At 62.0% G+C, this 18,796-nt stretch carries 21 protein-coding genes; 10 read left to right on the top strand and 11 right to left on the bottom strand.

The window, feature by feature from the left end:
- The first annotated feature begins 106 nt into the window (after positions 1–106).
- From GJB56_RS15275 to GJB56_RS15265, 3 genes are all read left to right on the top strand, one after another.
- Complete coding sequence (locus GJB56_RS15275; RefSeq protein WP_029255992.1) at positions 107–526, top strand: hypothetical protein; 420 nt, start codon at positions 107–109, stop codon at positions 524–526.
- 74 nt (positions 527–600) lie between these two features.
- Complete coding sequence (locus GJB56_RS15270; protein ID WP_021332241.1) at positions 601–1,014, top strand: VOC family protein; 414 nt, start codon at positions 601–603, stop codon at positions 1,012–1,014.
- Positions 1,015–1,590 (top strand): TetR/AcrR family transcriptional regulator, encoded by a 576-nt coding sequence (locus GJB56_RS15265; protein WP_007733408.1) that lies wholly within the window; start codon positions 1,015–1,017, stop codon positions 1,588–1,590.
- Positions 1,591–1,602: 12 nt separating this feature from the next.
- On the opposite strand, the gene GJB56_RS15260 is transcribed toward GJB56_RS15265, so the two are convergent.
- The 3 genes from GJB56_RS15260 to GJB56_RS15250 all read right to left on the bottom strand — a co-directional run bounded on the left by GJB56_RS15260 (position 1,603) and on the right by GJB56_RS15250 (position 4,903).
- Positions 1,603–2,442 carry an aldo/keto reductase gene (locus GJB56_RS15260; RefSeq protein WP_113683268.1) on the bottom strand — a complete coding sequence of 280 codons (840 nt, stop codon included), beginning with the start codon at positions 2,440–2,442 and terminating at the stop codon, positions 1,603–1,605.
- A gap of 143 nt (positions 2,443–2,585) precedes the next feature.
- Positions 2,586–4,217, bottom strand: coding sequence for an ABC-F family ATP-binding cassette domain-containing protein (locus GJB56_RS15255; RefSeq protein ID WP_113683267.1), 1,632 nt, complete (start codon positions 4,215–4,217; stop codon positions 2,586–2,588).
- 89 nt (positions 4,218–4,306) lie between these two features.
- Positions 4,307–4,903: a class I SAM-dependent methyltransferase gene (locus GJB56_RS15250; protein WP_113683266.1), complete on the bottom strand. Its 597-nt coding sequence runs from the start codon at positions 4,901–4,903 to the stop codon at positions 4,307–4,309.
- A 130-nt stretch (positions 4,904–5,033) separates the two neighbouring features.
- On the opposite strand from GJB56_RS15250, the gene GJB56_RS15245 reads away from it, so the two are divergent.
- Entirely contained in the window at positions 5,034–5,882 is an 849-nt protein-coding gene (locus GJB56_RS15245; protein WP_113683343.1) for an aldo/keto reductase, read from the top strand.
- A gap of 64 nt (positions 5,883–5,946) precedes the next feature.
- On the opposite strand, the gene GJB56_RS15240 is transcribed toward GJB56_RS15245, so the two are convergent.
- Entirely contained in the window at positions 5,947–7,098 is a 1,152-nt protein-coding gene (locus GJB56_RS15240) for an NADH:flavin oxidoreductase (RefSeq protein WP_113683265.1), read from the bottom strand.
- A gap of 203 nt (positions 7,099–7,301) precedes the next feature.
- Between GJB56_RS15240 and ctaD the strand changes: the two genes are divergently transcribed.
- From ctaD to GJB56_RS15225, 3 genes are read left to right on the top strand one after another with little or no spacing between them, the layout of a single operon-like run.
- A complete protein-coding gene (gene ctaD, locus GJB56_RS15235; RefSeq protein WP_020970441.1) occupies positions 7,302–9,056 on the top strand; it encodes an aa3-type cytochrome oxidase subunit I in 1,755 nt (584 codons plus the stop codon).
- 45 nt (positions 9,057–9,101) lie between these two features.
- A complete protein-coding gene (locus GJB56_RS15230; RefSeq protein WP_019744857.1) occupies positions 9,102–9,575 on the top strand; it encodes a MarR family winged helix-turn-helix transcriptional regulator in 474 nt (157 codons plus the stop codon).
- A 52-nt stretch (positions 9,576–9,627) separates the two neighbouring features.
- A complete protein-coding gene (locus GJB56_RS15225) occupies positions 9,628–10,047 on the top strand; it encodes a DUF5313 family protein (RefSeq protein ID WP_042451127.1) in 420 nt (139 codons plus the stop codon).
- A 9-nt stretch (positions 10,048–10,056) separates the two neighbouring features.
- Here the strand turns inward: GJB56_RS15225 and GJB56_RS15220 are convergent, their stop codons facing one another.
- Entirely contained in the window at positions 10,057–11,085 is a 1,029-nt protein-coding gene (locus tag GJB56_RS15220) for an NAD(P)/FAD-dependent oxidoreductase (protein ID WP_113683342.1), read from the bottom strand.
- Positions 11,086–11,118: 33 nt separating this feature from the next.
- Between GJB56_RS15220 and GJB56_RS15215 the strand changes: the two genes are divergently transcribed.
- Both GJB56_RS15215 and GJB56_RS15210 read left to right on the top strand, forming a co-directional pair.
- A complete protein-coding gene (locus tag GJB56_RS15215; RefSeq protein ID WP_113683263.1) occupies positions 11,119–11,745 on the top strand; it encodes a helix-turn-helix domain-containing protein in 627 nt (208 codons plus the stop codon).
- Positions 11,746–11,801: 56 nt separating this feature from the next.
- Positions 11,802–12,260, top strand: a complete 459-nt coding sequence (locus GJB56_RS15210; protein ID WP_019744853.1) for a GNAT family N-acetyltransferase — start codon at positions 11,802–11,804, stop codon at positions 12,258–12,260.
- A gap of 7 nt (positions 12,261–12,267) precedes the next feature.
- On the opposite strand, the gene GJB56_RS15205 is transcribed toward GJB56_RS15210, so the two are convergent.
- From GJB56_RS15205 to GJB56_RS15180, 6 genes are read right to left on the bottom strand one after another with little or no spacing between them, the layout of a single operon-like run.
- On the bottom strand, positions 12,268–12,810 hold the full coding sequence (locus GJB56_RS15205; protein ID WP_029255988.1) for an AAA family ATPase: 543 nt from the start codon (positions 12,808–12,810) through the stop codon (positions 12,268–12,270).
- Between the two features lie 53 nt (positions 12,811–12,863).
- Positions 12,864–13,658, bottom strand: a complete 795-nt coding sequence (locus tag GJB56_RS15200; RefSeq protein WP_019744851.1) for an MHYT domain-containing protein — start codon at positions 13,656–13,658, stop codon at positions 12,864–12,866.
- 40 nt (positions 13,659–13,698) lie between these two features.
- Positions 13,699–14,286: a GTP-binding protein gene (locus GJB56_RS15195; RefSeq protein ID WP_003940118.1), complete on the bottom strand. Its 588-nt coding sequence runs from the start codon at positions 14,284–14,286 to the stop codon at positions 13,699–13,701.
- Positions 14,267–14,641 (bottom strand): DUF742 domain-containing protein, encoded by a 375-nt coding sequence (locus tag GJB56_RS15190; RefSeq protein WP_029255987.1) that lies wholly within the window; start codon positions 14,639–14,641, stop codon positions 14,267–14,269. The genes GJB56_RS15195 and GJB56_RS15190 overlap by 20 nt, the downstream gene beginning before the upstream one ends.
- A 5-nt stretch (positions 14,642–14,646) precedes the next feature.
- Positions 14,647–15,063 (bottom strand): roadblock/LC7 domain-containing protein, encoded by a 417-nt coding sequence (locus GJB56_RS15185; protein WP_003940329.1) that lies wholly within the window; start codon positions 15,061–15,063, stop codon positions 14,647–14,649.
- Positions 15,060–17,906: a HAMP domain-containing sensor histidine kinase gene (locus tag GJB56_RS15180; RefSeq protein ID WP_230090981.1), complete on the bottom strand. Its 2,847-nt coding sequence runs from the start codon at positions 17,904–17,906 to the stop codon at positions 15,060–15,062. Before GJB56_RS15180 ends, GJB56_RS15185 begins: the two co-directional genes overlap by 4 nt.
- Before the next feature lie 349 nt (positions 17,907–18,255).
- Between GJB56_RS15180 and GJB56_RS15175 the strand changes: the two genes are divergently transcribed.
- Positions 18,256–18,792 (top strand): DUF6630 family protein, encoded by a 537-nt coding sequence (locus tag GJB56_RS15175; protein ID WP_230090980.1) that lies wholly within the window; start codon positions 18,256–18,258, stop codon positions 18,790–18,792.
- Positions 18,793–18,796: the final 4 nt, after the last annotated feature.

The following is an 18,796-nucleotide window of genomic DNA, read 5'->3' as shown; positions in this document are numbered from 1 at the left end:
GCATCAAAGTGTTGTAAAAACCCAACAGTTTGTCAACATGAACCGCGAAGATGCCGTTTCTGGGTGGTGTCGGCGGATAGGGTTCGGGCAACAGAAGGGGCGTCGCATGGTGGTCGAAAAGTTGGTGCTCGAGAAGTCCTGCCTCGTCGTGCAGGTGCGCGAGGACGGTAGCTACAGCGTGGGACCGCAAGGGCGTGAAGTGGTCTGGCGCGATGCGATGGAAAAAGGTGCCGTCATCGGTATCGGTCAGCACACTCCAGGGGATGTTGAGGGTGAATCGTGGTGGGTCGTGTACGGCCAGTCGGACGCCGGGGCAGACGTCACCGTTCGACTCGAGGATGGATCGCACGTGCCGGTGGGCCGTATCGGTGAGATTTTCGCCAGCGAATGGGTGAGTACCCCGCAGCAGGCCTTGCTGTATCGGTCCGATCGCCCGGTTGAGTCGCAGCCCACCAATCTCTCTGTGCTGTTCGCCAGGCCGAAGTTCATGCCCAAAGCGGCGTTTCCGGAGAATGATCGCTTGTAGTTGCAGCGAGCTGGCGTCGGGAGGCTGGCGGCCATCTTCTCGAAACATTACGGTACGTACTGTACTGTTTGGTAATGACAACTTGGCCGAACGACCTCGCAGTAGTGCAAGTGCGCGTAGCGCGACCCACCGACAGGCTCGACGACGTGATTGCGTTCTATCGCGACTGTCTGGGATTGCCCGAGCTCTACCGGTTCTCCGGTCATGCCGGGTACGACGGAATCATGCTGGGGCTGCCGGATTCGAACTATCACCTCGAATTCACGACCCACGAAGACGGAAGCCCGTGCCCGGCGCCGACGCAGGACAACCTGTTGGTGCTCTACTTCGCCGGCGAATCGGCGATGTACGAGGTAGTTCAGCGGTTGGGTGAAGCAGGGCACGAACCCGTTGGCGCCGAGAATCCGTACTGGGAGGAGAATGCGGGGATGACTTTCGAAGATCCCGACGGCTGGCGTCTGGTGCTCATGCCGCGACCGGTGCTGTAGATGGTGCGCGCCCGCGACGAGCGGATCGACGACGCCGTACTGGCGGCAACCCTGGAGTTGTTGGGGGAGAACGGTTATGCGGAGCTGTCGATCGGTTCGGTGGCGACGAGAGCTGGCGTGCACCGACCCGCCATCTACCGGAGATGGCCGTCGAAGCGGCATCTGGTGGTCGACGTCGTCGTGGCGCACATCGGCACTGATCCAACGCCGGACACCGGCGATCTCAGGGCAGACCTGGTCGCCGGCATCACGACATTGGTTGTGGGGCTGAGTGAAACGGTAGTTGGGCGGATCCTGCCCGCGTTGGTCGCGGATCTGGCGGCGGACCCGGAATTGGCGCGGGATTTCCAGTCGGCATTCTTTCAGCCACGACGCGATTCCACTGCGGCAGTGCTGGAATCGGCGCGGCTACGCGGCGACATTCGGAGCGACTTCGACCTGGACTTCGTCCTGGATGCCCTGGCGTCGCCGATCTATTACCGAGCGTTGTTCCGTCACTTACCGTTGGACGCGCTCCTGGCCGAGCAGTCCGTCGATTCCGTGCTGCTGACGTTGACTCCTCACGAAAATTCCTGAAGCCGTTTCGATTCAGTTCAATTCGACTGGATCGGGTCCGACACGGCTGTCGGTGTTCAGCGCTGCGATGGCAGCTGACTCGTCGGTATCGAGTGCGAAGTCGAAGATTGCGGCGTTGTCGCGCATGCGGGCAGGTGTCACCGACTTCGACAGAACGGTGTGTCCCTGTTCGAGATGCCAGCGCAGAATGATCTGCGCTGGGCTCTTTCCGTGTGCTGCAGCGATGTTCCCGATGGTCGGGTCGTCGAGGATAGTTCCCTGTCCCAGTGGGCTCCATGCCTCGATTTCGATGCCGCGACTTCGCGCGTACTCCCGTGACGCGTGCTGTTGCAGTCTGGGGTGCAATTCGATCTGGTTGACGGCCGGGGTGATCGAGCTGTGCTCGGCCAGCAGTTCGAGGTGCTCCGGCAGGAAGTTGGACACGCCGATCGCACGGGCACGGCCGGAGGCGAGGATCTCCTCGAAAGAGGCCCACGTCTCCACGAACAGGCCCTTTGCCGGTGCCGGCCAGTGGATCAGATACAGGTCGACGAAGTCGAGGCCGAGCTTGTCGAGGCTCGTGTCGAACGCGGCGAGCGCTCGGTCGTGGCCCTGATCGTCATTCCACAACTTGGTGGTGACAAAAAGCTCTGACCTCGGAACACCCGAACTAGCGATGGCGCGGCCGACACCGGCTTCGTTTCCGTAGATTGCGGCCGTGTCGATGTGGCGGTAGCCGATCTCGAGAGCGGTGGCAGTGACCTCTTCGGTCTGTGCGTCCGGTACCTGGAAAACGCCGTACCCGAGTTGCGGGATGGTGATCGGTTCGCCGGTGGTTCCGTGAGTCAGTGTGCGGTCGGGGATCGACAACATTGAAGAGCGCCTTTCAAGACTGGGTGTGGCGGTTCGACGGGCGATCGTGTCGCCCGTGCCCACCTATGCCGCGCATGCAACTATTGCGTGCGCCTGATAAATAGTTGCACACGCGGGTTGTCTGCGCAAGCAGAGTCGGTTGGCTACTCCTCGAAGAGCTGTCCGTTCTCCATTCGCCACCGGCGCGTACTTCGGGTGGACTGCAGCATGCGTCGATCGTGAGTGACCAGGAGGAGGGTTCCCTCGAAGGATTCCATCGCTTGCTCGAGCTGTTCGATCGCCGGAAGGTCGAGATGGTTCGTCGGCTCGTCCAGTACCAGTAGGTTCACGCCGCGAGCTTGGAGCAAAGCAAGTGCAGCCCTTGTTCTTTCGCCGGGGGACAGGGAAGCGGCAGATCTGAGTACGTGGTGTCCGCGCAGGCCGAACTTGGCGAGCAGAGTACGGACATCGGCATCGGGCCAGTCCGGAACCTGAGCGCCGAAGGCCTCGACGACTGGTTGATTACCTTCGAACAATCCACGCGCCTGATCGATCTCACCGATCGCGACACCGGAACCCAAGGATGCGATGCCCTCGTCCGGGACGAGTTTGCCGAGCAGGACGTTCAGGAGGGTGGTCTTGCCGGCCCCGTTCGCGCCCGTGACGAGGATTCGATCGCCCCAGTCGATCTGTGTCGTGACCGGACCGAACGTGAACTGACCGCGCGTTACCTTGGCACCATTCGTGGTTGCGACAACGGATCCGGACCGCGGAGCCGCCGCGATCTCCATGCGAAGTTCCCACTCCTTGCGCGGTTCCTCGACCACTTCGAGTCGCTCGATGCGACGTTGGGTCTGGCGTGCCTTCGCGGCTTGCTTCTCCGTCGACTCGGTCCGCAATCCGCGTCCGATCTTGTCGTTGTCCTTGGCCTTACGACGCGCATTGCGGACGCCGTGTTCCATCCAGTTGCGCTGCATCTGTGCGCGATCTTCGAGATCGGAGCGGGTGCCTGCGTATTCCTCGAACGCCTCGCGTGCGTGCTGGCGGGCGATCTCGCGTTCGGCGAGGTACGACTCGTAGCCGCCGTCGTAAACGGCGATGTCCTGTTGTGCCAGATCGAGTTCCACGATCCCCGTGACGGTGCGCGAGAGGAACTCGCGATCGTGGCTCACGACAACCAGCGCCGCTCGGGTCTCGGCGACAAATCGCTCCAACTGCTCGAGACCCCGCAGGTCGAGATCGTTGGTGGGTTCGTCCAACAGGAGAATGTCGTAGCGCGAGAGCAACAGCGACGCGAGCCCGGCGCGTGCGGCCTGACCGCCGGACAACGCCGTCATGTGAGCTTCGAGCGGAACTCCGAGTCCGAGTTCTTCGACCACCTTCTCAGCGCGCTCGAACAGATCGGCGCCCCCGAGAGCCAGCCAGCGTTCGAGAGCCGGAGAGTACAGATCCTCCTCCGCTTCAGCCAGGGTTTCGGCCGCGGCGTTCATGACCGCCTCGGCGTGCGCGACGCCGGTGCGTCGGCCGAGGAACTCGAGGACGGTCTCGCCCTCGATGCGGTCGGGTTCCTGTGCGAGATAACCCACCGCAGCGTCTGGCGGGCTGAGGATGATCGAACCTTCGACGTCGGCAGTTCCGATTCCCGCCAGTGCAGTGAGAAGCGTCGACTTGCCGGCGCCGTTCGCGCCGACGAGGCCGATGACGTCGCCGGGCGCGACGGTGAGATCGAGGTCGGAGAACAGAGTGCGTTCTCCCCGGGAGGCAGAGAGGCCGCTGATGCGCAGTGTTGCAGTCACCTGAGAAGTATCCCCGGAGCTGTGCGCCTGTGTTAATCGGTGCTGTGCGCCTTTATTAACCGCGGGCGGTTAATAAAGGCGCACAGCAGTCAGTCACGGACCAGGTGGTACCAGCACGGATGTGCCGCACGGACCGGAAGTGGCGATTCACTCACGTCGGCGGCCGTACTCGAGGCCATCGACCAACCGTCGAATACTCGCATGACGTCTTCCTCGGAGACGCCATGTGGCATCGGCCAACGGTGACCTGGCCCGAATGCGAACATCACCATGGACGCCCCGGGTGCGGTGATCGCGTTGACCGACCTCCCGTAGTCCCGTCGGTGATGATCGGTGAGCCCGTGAAAGCAGCCGATGTCGAGCACCAGCATGTGCCCGCCGTCGACAGCAATGTGCAGGTCTGCCGCGTCCTCGTGGAGGAACCGGACGTCGACGTGTGCTTCACGCGCGTGAATGCGCGCTTTGTCCAACGGTTCCTGTTCGGCGTCGACGCCGGTGACGTGCCACCCGCGTTGCGCCAGCTCGATGGAATGGCGTCCGGTGCCGCAACCGATATCGAGTGCGCGGCCACCTTCAGGGAGGGGAATCGCATCCAGAAGGCCGGACAGTTGAGCGTCGAAGCCGTGACCGGTGTGCTCCCATGGAGTGACGCCGACCTTGTAGGCGAGACGATATCCGAGATTCATCGCTCTCTCTTTTCTCGAGGCGATTCGATTACTTGTATTCCAAGGTAGACCGGCATTTCGGGTTCGACAAGGGTGCGAAGAGGAGGTTCGGTGGGGAATGCCTCCTGGCGCCCGTGCGTTGGATCCACATATGACCGAGACCAACGATGTGACCTCTGTACCGACCATTGTTCTGAACGACGGTAAGACGATCCCCGCACTGGGATTCGGTGTGTTCCAGGTTCCGGACGACGAGACGCAGGAAGCCGTCTCCACCGCTCTGAAGACCGGTTACCGCAGTATCGACACCGCCAAGATCTACGGCAACGAGGTGGGCGTCGGCCGCGCGATCGCCGAATCCGGCATCGCCCGCGAAGACCTGTACATCACGACAAAACTGTGGAACGACGATCAGGGCTACGACTCGACGCTTGCCGCCTTCGACGCCAGCCTCGACAAGTTGGGTCTCGACTACCTCGATCTGTACCTGATCCACTGGCCGGTTCCGTCCAAGGACCTGTACGTCGAGACCTTCAAGGCATTCCAGAAGCTCAAGGCGGACGGACGGGTTCGATCCATCGGCGTCTCCAACTTCACCATCGAGAACCTCGAGCGTGTCATCGGTGAAACCGGTGAGGTGCCGGTCCTCAACCAGATCGAGCTTCACCCCAAGTTCAACCAAGCCGAACTGCGCGCCTTCCACACCGGCAAGGGAATCGCGACGGAAGCGTGGAGCCCGCTCGGCCAGGGAACTGTTCTCGGTGACCCCGTCATCACCGCTATCGCCGACGCTCATGGCGTCACCGCGGCTCAGGTGATCATTCGCTGGCACCTGCAGATCGGAAACGTGGTGATTCCGAAGTCGGTGACCCCCGAACGTATCGCCGCAAACTTCGATGTCTTCGGATTCGAACTGACGCCGGAACAGATCAACGCGATCGGTGCTCTCGACGACCCGGCCGGCCGCATCGGCGCCGACCCGGTCACGCTCGGCAGCTAGAACTTCCGGTAGACCCACGAACGGCACTCCCGCAATCGCGGGAGTGCCGTTCTGTCGTGCGAGGTCAGTTCAGGTGCGTGCGATGTTCTGCAGTGAATGCGATGTGCTCGTCCGCGCGTCCGGTGCGGAGCTTCTCGACCCACTCGGGATCGGCGAGCAGCGCGCGTCCGATGGCAACCATGTCGAATTCACCCCTATCGTACTGAGCTTCGAGACGCTCCAGCCCCGTGACAGCCGATGCGGCGTCGCCGGTGAATGCCGTCGTGAACACGGAGTCGAGTCCGACCGAGCCGACGGTGATGGTCGGCAACCCGGTCAGCTTCTTCGTCCAGCCGGCGAGGCCGAGCTTGCCGTCTTCACCGTCGAGTTCAGTGAACGCCGGTTCCCAGTGGCGCCTCGTCGACGGATGCAGAACGTCGACGCCGGCGTCGACCAGGGGAGTGAGGATGCGGCCGAGTTCAGCCGGGCTCTGGGCGATACGAGCGTCGTAGTGGCCGGACTTCCACTGCGAGAATCGGTAGACGATCGCGAACTCGTTTCCGACAGCCTCTCGGATTGCGGCGACGACCTCGGCCGGGAAACGGGTGCGGGCTTCCAGTGATCCGCCGTATTCATCGGTGCGGACATTGGTTCCGGCCCACAGGAATTCGTCGAGCAGGTAGCCGTGCGCTCCGTGCAACTCGAGCCCGTCGAAACCGGTGTTCTTCGCGTTGAGTGCGGCGTCGACCCACGACTGCTTCAAGGTGTCGAGATCCGAGGTGGTGAATTCTCGTCCCAGACGGGTGCCGTCCAGCGCCAGGCCGGAGGGGCTGACGGTTTCGACCTCGGGGTTCAGACGCGAGTTTTCGCCGCGCTCGACTCCGAGGTGCCACAGCTGAGGAATGATCGATCCACCCTCGGCGTGCACGGCGTCGACTACCGACTTCCAGCCGCCCAGGCTCGAATCACCGTAGATGCGCGGTACGCGGGTGTGCGGGCCGGCTGCCGGGTCCGGGATATAGGTGCCTTCCGTGATGATCAGGCCGACCCCGCCCGCTGCGCGACGACGGTAGTACTCGGCCACGTCGGCGCCGGGGATTCCGTCAGGAGAGAAGGCGCGAGTCATCGGGGCCATCGCAAAACGGTTGCGCAACGAGAGTGATTTGACCTCGAAAGGCTCGAAGAGGCCGCGCAACGCGGGGGCCTCGGGTGCTGTCGATGTGTCGGGAAGAGTCACGGGTTTGTTCAACGCGGCGGACCCTTGACCTATTCCGCCGCCTGACTTTATCTCACCGAAATCTGCAAAAGGTTGCGTACGTTCGGTTTTCGATTGATGTCCACGTCGACCAAACTTAGTTTGTGCATTAACTATTAACATGCGATATGGTCGTGCGGAAAGTTCTTGAGGGTGGTATCGAGCACGAAAGAGGACGCGCGAGCATGACAACAACGGTGCCGGACGAGCGGACCGGAGAGCTGGAGCCGATTCCGGAGCGGCCGTACCCGAAGCGTCGTGATCCCAAGGGGTCGTGGATGTTCGACATGATCAAGACCACCGATCACAAGAAGATCGGGATCATGTACATGATCACGGCTTTCGTGTTCTTCTTGATCGGCGGCCTGATGGCCCTGTTCATGCGTGCGGAACTGGCTGTCCCCGGGATGCAGTTCCTCTCGAACGAGCAGTTCAACCAGTTGTTCACCATGCACGGCACGATCATGTTGTTGCTGTACGCGACGCCCGTCGTTTTCGGCTTCGCGAACTACATACTTCCGCTGCAAATCGGTGCCCCGGACGTGGCCTTCCCGCGCTTGAACGCATTCGGCTTCTGGCTCTTCACTTTTGGTGGTTTGATCGTACTCGGCGGATTCCTCACGCCGGGCGGCGCTGCCGACTTCGGTTGGACTGCGTACACCCCGCTGTCGGGTGCGGTGCACAGCCCCGGCGTCGGAGCCGACCTGTGGGTCTTCGGACTGACAGTAGGCGGTCTCGGCACTATTCTCGGTGCGGTCAACATGATCACCACGGTGATCTGTTTGCGCGCACCAGGCATGACGATGTTCCGGATGTCGATCTTCACCTGGAATATCTTCATCACCAGCATCCTGATCTTGATGGCGTTCCCGCTACTGACCGCCGCATTCATGGGACTGTTCGTCGACCGCCATCTCGGTGGACACATCTTCGACCCAGCGTCAGGTGGAGTTCTGTTGTGGCAGCACCTGTTCTGGTTCTTCGGGCACCCCGAGGTGTATATCATCGCGCTGCCGTTCTTCGGCATCGTCTCGGAGATCTTCCCGGTCTTCAGCCGTAAGCCGATCTTCGGATACACCGGTTTGGTTTACGCGACACTGGCGATCTCAGCTCTGTCCATCGCGGTGTGGGCTCACCACATGTATGCGACGGGTGCTGTTCTCCTGCCCTACTTCTCGTTCATGACGTTCCTGATCGCCGTGCCGACAGGTGTGAAGATCTTCAACTGGATCGGCACGATGTGGAAGGGGCAGTTGACCTTCGAATCGCCGATGCTGTTCTCGGTCGGCTTCCTGATCACCTTCCTCTTCGGTGGTCTGTCGGGCGTTATTCTCGCGAGTCCGCCGATCGACTTCCACGTCACCGACACGTATTTTGTTGTCGCCCACTTCCACTACGTGGTCTTCGGTACGGTCGTGTTCGCCACGTACGCCGGTATCTACTTCTGGTTCCCGAAGATGACCGGTCGCATGATGGACGAGCGCCTCGGCAAGTGGCACTTCTGGACCACGTTCGTCGGCTTCCACGGCACTTTCCTCGTCCAGCACTGGCTCGGTGGCGAAGGTATGCCCCGTCGTTACGCCGACTACCTGCCCTCGGACGGATTCACGGTGCTGAACTCGGTGTCCACGATCTTCGCCTTCGTGCTCGGCGCGTCGACACTGCCGTTCATCTGGAACGTTTTCAAGAGTTACCGCTACGGCGAGGTGGTCACCGTCGACGATCCGTGGGGTTACGGAAACTCGCTGGAGTGGGCGACCACCTGCCCACCGCCGCGTCACAACTTCACCGAGTTGCCGCGCATCCGTAGCGAGCGTCCGGCGTTCGAGCTGCACTACCCGCACATGGTGGAGCGAATGAGGGCGGAAGCGCACGTGGGCCTCACCGGGCAACCCACGTCGACGTTGGAGAAGAGTGATGATCATCGCCAGATTGATTAGTGCGATAATAGTTACTGCACTAATCAATCTGGTAACATCGGAGTCATGACGACGAAGGCTCCGCAGACGCAGATGGACGATCCGCTGGCTCTCGACCGGCAGGTGTGTTTTGCACTTGCGGTCGCGAACCGGGCAGTCCTGTCCGTCTACCGGCCACTGCTCGAGCCGATGGGCCTCACACATCCCCAGTATCTGGTGATGCTTGCCCTGTGGGGGAAGTCGCCGATGGCGGTCAAGGAAATCGGGCAGGCATTGCAGCTCGATTCGCCGACACTCTCGCCGCTCCTCAAGCGACTCGAGGCGTCCGGGTTGATCACGCGAACCCGTAGCCGCGCCGACGAACGTCAACTCGACGTCGACCTCACCGAAGCCGGTGTGGCACTGCGTGACGAGGCGGAGAAGATCCCGCCGGCGGTTGTCGCGAAGCTCGGCGTCAGCCTCGCCGAACTCGAAGAACTCCACAACGTTCTGACGCGGGTCAACGAGGCCGCGCTCCGCGCCGGCGCTTTGGACCAATGAGAGAAATGTGATGACCACATCTGAAAGAAACGTGACGACTGTGTCAAGACCGATGCGTACCGAACAGGTGACTTCCGTGACTTCCAAAAAGCAACGCACGAGCCCGAATCCCCTTCAGTGGTTGGGTTATTCAGTGGGGCGCAAGTTGCCCGATTCGATGCAGGACTGGGTGCGAAACGACCTGATCGGTGACTGGGCTGTGCCACGTCACCTGATCCGCAGCATGGTGCCGTTCATTCCCGTCTTCGCGGCCTTCATGCTCTTCCCCGGGCCGTGGGCCCTGCGGGCGTCGATGGTGCTGCTCGGAGTGCTTCTGGCGCTGTTCTATTCGGTCTCCTACATGGCTCAGAACAGGTCGCGTCGCCTCGAGCGTCACGGTTTGCCTTCCGACCTCGAGAACCCGAAGAAGATCTCGCGCCACGACGCCGAGAAGGCCGCCTACGAGAAGTTGCACGGCGGCCCCGCGACCTAGACGCTTCGGTCAGATGCCGTGAAGGGCGCTGCCGCCGTTCATCTCGCAGACGCCCTGCTCCATGGCCGCCGAGAAACCACCTTCAGGGTCGGTCGAGCGAAGAGCCGAGTCGACGTCCTGCTCGACCAGGTATCCGTTGATTGCGATCGCCGCGGTTGAACCTGCAGCCGCAGCATTGATTACCTGTGCGCGAGGGTCGACGACGTTGCCGGCGCCCCAGATACCGGGAACACTGGTGGCGCCGGAATGATCGACAGCCACGAATCCCGTGGGGCTGGCTTTGCAGCCGAGTCGCGTCAGATGTGCGTCGTTCGGAACGAAACGCGGCGCAACGAACAGTGCTGAGCGCGCAACCAGTTGGCCGTTGTCGAGTTCGACGGCTTTCAGTTTGCTTTTCTCGCAGACCAATCCAGATACCGATCCGTCGGCAACCGTCACTCCTCGGGCAGCCAGTCGCGCGCGTTCGTTGGGGGTGAGCGAGATCTTGTCGGGGAAGAACGTCACATCCGACGACCACTGTCGGAGTAGAAACGCCTGGTGAAGTGACATCTCGCGAGCGTCGCCGCCGAGAACGCCGATCGGTTGGTCGCTGATCTCGTACGCATGGCAGTACGGGCAATGGAGCACGCTTTGCCCCCAAAGCTCCTGGATGCCTGGTATTTCCGGGAGTGAATCCCGTAGGCCGGTGGCAACCAGCACAGTACGGGTTTCGAGCGTCGTGCCTCCCGACAGTTCGACGACAAAGCCGGGTTCGATACCGCGCCAGGAGATGTCGACTACGTCGTCGCGTTTGAATTCGACTCCGTACGTCTGTAATTCGCTGCGTCCGACGGCCAGCAACTCACTTGGCGCCATGCCGTCTCGCGAGAGGAAACCGTGCATGTGTGCTGCCGGTGCGTTGCGCGGTTTGCCGGAATCGATGACGGCGACCGAGCGCCGAGCACGACCCAACACCAGGGCTGCGCTGAGTCCGGCGGCGCCACCGCCGACGATCACGGCGTCGAGGATCTCTGTTTCAGTGTGTGTTCGCATGAGCACAGATTGCTTGCGGAGGAGGTTCATCAGCAACTAATGTTGCCATTTCTGGGAATCGTCGTCAGACTCGGCACCATGAATGTCAACGGTCCGCACATCGATGCCGCCATCTCGCAGATCGGCGCGCGCCTCAAACGCATTCGTACACGGAGGAACGTCACGCTCACAGCGCTGTCCGAGTCCACCGGTATTTCGAAGAGCACCCTGTCGAGGCTCGAAGCGGGGGAGCGTCGACCCAGTCTGGAGTTGCTGCTTCCGATCGCGCTTGCCCACCAAGTGCCGTTGGACCAACTGGTGGCGGCACCACAGGTCGCCGATCCACGTATCCAGAGTGCGCCTCGAAGCGTCAGTGGGCGAACGGTATTGCCGCTGACTCGGCAACCCGGTGGGCTGCAGGCATTCAAGATGACCATCCCGGCAAGCCAGACGGACCCCGACCCGCAAGTGCACGACGGCTACGAATGGCTGTACGTGTTGTCGGGGAGGTTGCGGTTGGTGTTGGCCGATCACGACATCGTGATGGGTACGGGTGAAGCTGCTGAATTCGACACCCGAAACCCGCATTGGTTCGGTAGTGACGGCGGCGGCCCGGTCGAGGTACTGAGTCTGTTCGGCCCCCAAGGAGAACGCATCCACGTGCGGGCCAAGCCTTCGCCGAAGTGATGGCCAGTCATACTTTCATTCGATGCTGCCGGAAGCGAAGAGGACAGTGAGGATCCGTGCGAATCGAAATTGACGACCTGAGTCGGGATGTGGTCCGTGCTCTACTGACCGAACATCTCGCCGACATGCATGCGACCTCGCCCGCGGACAGCGTTCACGCGCTGGACATCACCGGGCTGACGGATAGCTCCGTGACCATGTGGACGCTGTGGAGCGAAGGTGACGATCTACTCGGTTGTGTTGCACTCAAGGAACGGTCGTCGACCGGTGGCGAGATCAAGTCGATGCGAACCTCATCGGTAGCTCGAGGGCGTGGCGTGGGTACGCGACTTCTTCAACACGTCGTGGACGAGTCGAGACAACGAGGTTACCGGCAACTCGAATTGGAGACCGGCACACAGGACTTCTTCGATCCGGCACGCCGACTGTATGCGAGATTCGGGTTCGTCCCGTCTCCACCGTTCGGAAACTACCGCGAAGATCCGAACAGTGCATTCTTCGTTCTCACCCTGTGAGCAGCTCTCATTCGGTGAACATTCTGGCAGTTATTCGTCGTACTGCGCTCTCGGAGTTCATGATTGCGGTGTCGAGCACGAGCCGTTCCGTGGTCCACGGCTCGTAGTCTCGATCCAGGATTTCCTGCCACGTAGGTAGTACAAGATCCGGGATGTCGACGACTCGCCGTTCTGCGCGTCTGCGATGCTCGTCGGGATCCGAACAGATGACTTCGACACTGAGCAAGCGCGCCGAATTATGTTGTGCGGTAGCGGACCAGGCGTTTCGTGTCGCCTCGACTGGGTTGACGCATTCGACCACGACCGAGAGTCCCAGTCGCAATTGTTCGGCGGCGAGCGCGTACCCGGTGATGTATCCGGCGGTCCCGGATACATCAGCGATACCGCTGCGGATCAGCGACTGTTCGATGGTATCGATCCGCACGTAGGGGATCTTGTGATGCTGAGCAAGCACCCGCGCGATCGTCGATTTGCCGGTGGCCGGCAAACCACCGATCACGACCAGTGCCGCGTCGGCCGACGGCTGGGGGTTGTGTACGGCATCCACCATCCCCGCAATGTACGGGGCGTCGTCGATTCACATCGACTCGCCCCGTACTCCTCTCAGTTCGAGGTCGCGAACTCTCGTGCTTCGAACGCCAGGTCGTCGGCGGCGGATTCCATCCGTGCCGTCGCACGGTTGGGTGCTGTCAGCACGGCGACAATCGGAACTGCCAACGCCAGCAGGCCGAGAACGAAGACGGGGAAGAGGAATGAGAACACTTCGAGTCCCTGCGGCGCCGGGGCTGCCGCGTCGTGAACAACCTCGACTGCGGCCATTCCGGTGTAGTGCATACCGACGACGGCGATGCCCATGATGATTCCGGCGACAAAACGCAGAATCGTGGACTCGAGCACCATGGTGAACCACAGTGCAGCGGTTCCGGCGACGACTGCGATGAGAACCGACAATGCAACGAAGAGCAGGTCGTAGTGGATCTCACCCTGAAAGCGCAAGGCGCGCATGCCGGTGTAATGCATGATGTTCACGGCGAGACCGGTCACCACGCCGCCGATCAGAAGCCGCGTCCAGCGGAATTCGGTCCCGATGATCAGCAGACCGACAAAAACAGCACCTACTGAGATGATCGCGGAGATCACGGTCCATCCGAGGTTGTATCGAATGGGACTGCCGGGGACTGCGAAGCCGAGCATGGCGATGAAGTGCATCAGCCAGATGGCGACACCACCGATCGACAGGGCAGCCATGGCCAGCCATCGCATGCGTGTGGCGGTTGTCGTCGCCGACGCTGAATGCCTGGTGCACGCCAGGCCGACTACCGACCCGACCACGGACACGACGTAGGCGAGCCCGAGCAGCCAGATTCCCATCGAGAAATGGTGCATTTCATCCGACATGCCAGTTCCTTTCGGCGACGATTCGCATCTGGTGATTCATCTAGACGACTGCTTCAGCTGCAAGTCGTTCGAGGGAGTACTCGGTGACGGCGATCAGCGCGCGTTTGGCCGATTCGCGGTTCCGGGCGTCGATCTCGATCATGGGAACGCGGTTGGGTAGCGCCAATGCCTGCCGGAGATCGCTCGCCGAATGGATTGGTGCGCCGTCGAAACGGTTGACCGCCACAATGAACGGGAGCCCTCGCGCCTCGAAGAAGTCGACTGCAGCGAAGCTGTCTTCCAGGCGGCGCGTGTCGACCAGAATGACCGCACCGATCGCACCGGTGATCAAGTCGTCCCACATGAACCAGAAGCGGCGCTGTCCCGGGGTTCCGAACAGATAGAGGACCAGGTCGTCGGCGAGAGTGATGCGCCCGAAGTCCATCGCGACCGTCGTGGTGCTCTTGTCGGGAGTGGAACCGAGATTGTCGATACCGTCGCTGGCGTCGGTGACCATTGCCTCCGTGCGAAGGGGGACGATTTCAGAGACGGTCCCCACAAGCGTTGTCTTGCCAACACCGAAACCCCCGGCGATCACGATTTTTGTCGATTTCACGCGAGACGATGAGTCAGAGTGCCCGAAGTCCACTGAGGGTCCTTTCGATCAGTTCGCGTCGCTCGACTCGAGATGCGTCGCTTCGCAGAGTGGCATGTATTTCCAGTGATCCGGCTACTACGAGGTCGGCAACCAGTACCCGCACGACTCCGATCGGAACACCGAGGTGGGCAGCGATCTCGGCAATCGAGATCCGCTTCTCGCAGAGTGCGACGATCGATGCACGAATATCCTGCGGTGCAAGATTGTTCGAGACCACGTCCTCGATCGTCGCGATGATCGCTTCGAGCGGGAGGTCGATGGACGGCAGGGTCCGACCTTCGGTGAGCGCGTACGGCCGGACCAAGCTGGGTTCGGCGTCGTCGTACTCGGATTGATGGTGAGGCATCGAACTCAAATACCCTGCGACGTTCGCGGGGCAATGTCCATCGTGGTCCCGACGCGATCGACGAGAGTCGCCATTTCGTAACCGATCTGGCCGATGTCGCATCCGGCGACAGCGAGGGCGGCAAGGTAAGCGCCGCTACCGACGCCCATGAGAAGCAGGTAGCCGTTCTCCATCTCGACGACGGACTGCATGACGGCCCCACCGTCGAAGAGGCGTGACGCCCCCGCGGACAGGCTGGCGAGTCCGGAAGTGACAGCGGCCAATTGATCCGCCCGATCGAGCGGAAGGTGTGTGCTCGAGGCGGTCAACAACCCGTCGGCTGAGACGATGATCGCGTGACTCACACCCGGCACGTCTCGGGCAAAAGCCGAAACCAGCCAGTCGAGTGCGCGGGGAGTCTCTTGGGCTCCGACAGTGTTCACTGTTCTCCTTCATCGTTGTGCAACATCGTGGACGATTCGAAAGACTGTCCGCCATCGGGCTGATGGTCGGCGGCGCGCCGACGCCCTCGTTGTACTCCGGATTGGTAACTGCTCCAACCACGTTGGACGTCCGCCGGATTGGATGCATGGCGCTGCGCCGTACCGCCTCCGCCGACGGCACCAGGAACCAGGCGGGCTCCGCGGTCTCGAATGGGCAGACCGGAATCGGCGATCTTGGTGACCGGCATCTCGAACGAGGTCCGAGCGGCCAGCCAGCCTTGATCCGCGTCGGTGGTCCACGAACTGCCGGTGGAAGCCGCTGAAGTCTCCGCCGTCGGATCCACGAGCCACTCCGACACCATCCGGGCGAAAATCGGCATCGTGGTCGGAGCAGAGGCTACGCCGTTCGAGTTGCCGTCGCCCGCGCCGTCAGCCCTCGCCGATGAGCGAGCAGAGAGCCCGTCACGGGTGCGTGAGGAGAAGAATGCCGCAGTATTTGTCGGCGTCGGGGCTGAGAGCCGGTGCCGCGGCGGCGGGGTTGTCGACGGTTGTGGACCCACCGGGATCTCGGGACCCTGTGCCGGCGAGGTGAATTCCGGCGACGGAGTACGAACGGGAAGGGACGTCGATGTGCTTGCGCCTTCGGGATCGGGCAGAGGAGCGAAGGACGACACCGAGGTGGCGGGTGCAGCAGTGGTCGGAGTCGAGGTGCTGACTGCCGGTACTCCACTTGTGCCCGGAGTGCGACGTGGCAATCCCGAAGGCGCTGTTGCCGTAGGAGTGGATTGCGGTGTGATCGGGGCGAACGTCTCGGTCCGATCGGTACTGTTACCGGGCGTTCGACGCGGGAGATCAGCGAAACTTCTGGTCGCAGGCCGCGGGGGTGCGGAGTCGGTCGGGACGGGCTGTGACCATGACGGTGCAGGCGGTGTGGGAGGGGGAGTCCGATCGAGCGTGGGAACGGGTCCGGTTCGCGGCGTGCGGATCTCGGGTCCCCGAGACGAATCGAGTATCGACGTCGGTAGGAGCACCGTTGCGGTGATGCCGCTGTGCGTCGATGACGTTGCCGTCGGGCGCAGGCGCACAGAGATGTTGTAGCGACGGCTGATTCGGCTCACGACGAACAAACCCATGCGACGCGCTGTATCCGCGCTCATCTCGCCGCCGGCGGCGAGGCGCTCGTTGGCATCGAGGATATCGGCAGGCGACATGCCGATACCGAGATCTGCGATCTCGACGATCATGGAGCCGTCGATAGTGCGGGCAGCGTTGATGGAGACGGTGGTCTCCGGTGGGGAGTACCGCAGAGAATTGTCGAGCAGCTCAGCGATGAGGTGAACGACGTCCGGGGCAGCATGACCGGTGACGACTCCGGGCGGGATCTGCCCGAGTTCGACGCGTCGATACTCCTCGACTCCTGATACCGCGGCGCGAAGGGTATCGCCGAGAGCGACGGGGGCGGTCCTGGCGCGGCGTACATCGGTTCCGGCGAGAACCAGCAAGTTGTCGCCGTTTCGACGCATTCTCGCGGCGATGTGGTCGAGCCGGAACAGATTCTCGAGGCGACGCGGGTCGTCTTCGTCCTGCTCCAACTGTTCGATCAAACCGAGTTGCTGGTCGACGAGGGACTTGTTACGCCGCGACAGCGTTTCGAACATGTCGTTGACCTGGCGCCGCAGGGTGGCCTGCTCGCCGGCAAGCGTGATGGCCTGACCGTGCATGTCGTCCACCGCGCGTGCAAGCTCGCCGATTTCCTCGTGGGTGCGGATCGGGACACGGGCGAAGTCGAGTTCGTCGGTACTGGCACCTGCGCGAATTCGTTCGATCGCGTCGGGGAGTCCGCGTCGTGCGGCCTGCAATGCGGCAAATCGCAACCGGCGGATCGGATCGATGAGCGATCGGCTGATGACGAGGGCGATGGCCAGTGCCAGCAGGACCGCGCCGAGCACGATTGCAGTGTCACGGAGTGCTGCGGTTCGTGCTGCATTGGATTCGGCGGTGACGGTGTCGCCGAACTCGGTGACGGTGGTGTCGGTCAGGCTGTTGTACTGGTCGTTTCCGGATTTCAGATCGGCGCCGACGCGGCTCCCCAGAGGAGAGGTCGAAGGAGTCGATCCGAGGGCGTTGATCCGGTTCTGAGCAGAGTTGCTGAGGGTCTGGACGGTGTCGTTACTCCCGTCGATGGCCAGAATGTTGTTCAGAGCGACCAGTTCGGCACCGGCAGCACTGACCATCGACGTACGAGCTTGCTGGTCCGGATCACCGGAGCCGAAGAGGATTCGTTGTTCGGCCAGCGCTCGTCGCGCTTCCCAGAGTGCGGAGAGTCGACCACCTTGTTTGCGCAGGACAGGGCGTTGAGAATGCTCGACGACGCTGGTGAAGGTGCTCGAGAGTGCGCGCGAGACTTCGCCGACCCGCGAAACCAAGCGTGCGGGAGCCACCGCGCCGGCGGCGATCTCCTCGGTGATGGAACGGCTCTCGGCGAGCGCCGAAGTCACTTGGTCGTTGAGGTCGCCGTCGGACTGGAACGCGCGCGCGGCGTCTACCAGTTGGTCCATTGCGTCCGAAACTGCTTGTGTTGCCGGGCCGGTGTCAGTGCGTGCCGATGCGGCTTCGGCGAGTTCGTACAGTGCGGATTCGAGGTTGATCGCCGCGGGCACTGCGAGGGCACGCTCGGACGAGGAACTCAGCTGTGCGGCTTCTTCGAGTTCTGTCTGAACTCGAAGTGCGCCGAGGACGACGGCGACGATCATCGGCAATGCCAGAACGGCGATGACCTTCCAACCCAGGCGCCATTCGCCGATCGACCACCAAGAGGTTGTCGTGTGTGAATCGTGTTTCATGCGGAACATGGCCCCTTCACGTCAACCCCCCGTGGGTCATTGCCCGAACCCCTTCAATCCGGTTTGACCAGAAGGGGTAGTTAGCTGAACGGTAACAGACTGTTCGCTGGCTCGCTACATCCCAGTTGCTTCATGGATCGCCGACGACTATATCCGGATTGTAAGGCCAGGTGAAAGGGTAAACGGACAAGTGCGGCGAATGGGATAGCCGGGTTGTTCGATTCGGTAACTCGTCGACTCGTTGATGTGCGGCGCGCGGGAATCTCCGGAGGGATCCGCCTCAGGACCTGACATCGAGGACACGTCCGAACGAGGCGCACTCGCATGTCAGACTGTGGAAACCGCACCGATGACCGAATCGAACCTTGGAGCCATAGTGGGTGGACCTGCTCGCGACGCGTTGCGCGCGATCGCCGAACTGCTCGCCCCTGACAGCACTGTCGTCATCGACCGTGTGACTCTCGCGATCGACTATCCGGAACGGTATGTCGAAGTACAGAACGAGCTGTACTCACAGACGCTCGAGAAGCCGCACCCGGAATTGGCGTGGTTTGCTCTCGTCGACGCGTTGCACGACCGAAAACTCCTGGTCTGGGTGGACTGGAACGAGGACGCTGCCGAGGTTCTCGGTCAGCTGAGAGCGCTCAAGTCGGCGCCGGCAGGATCGTGGGAGTGGGCGCAGAGTCTTGCCATGACCTTCGATCGATCTGCCGGACTCGAATCGCTTCTCGCTCGAGTCGGCGACAACATCACCGAGACGGGCGTTTCACTTGCCTGGCTCGACAGCGACAGCGATACGTTTCTCATCGCGCTCGTCCCGAGTGTTCACGGTGCAACACTCGTCGAACTCGCGCTGGCAGCCGGGCACTGCGTGCGCGTGTTCTAGAGTC

The organism is Rhodococcus sp. AQ5-07 (assembly GCF_009707305.1).
GTDB classification, from domain to species: Bacteria; Actinomycetota; Actinomycetes; order Mycobacteriales; family Mycobacteriaceae; genus Rhodococcus_F; species Rhodococcus_F erythropolis.
Note: the sequence above shows the minus strand (reverse complement) of the source record. Positions and strands in the feature narration are given on the sequence as shown.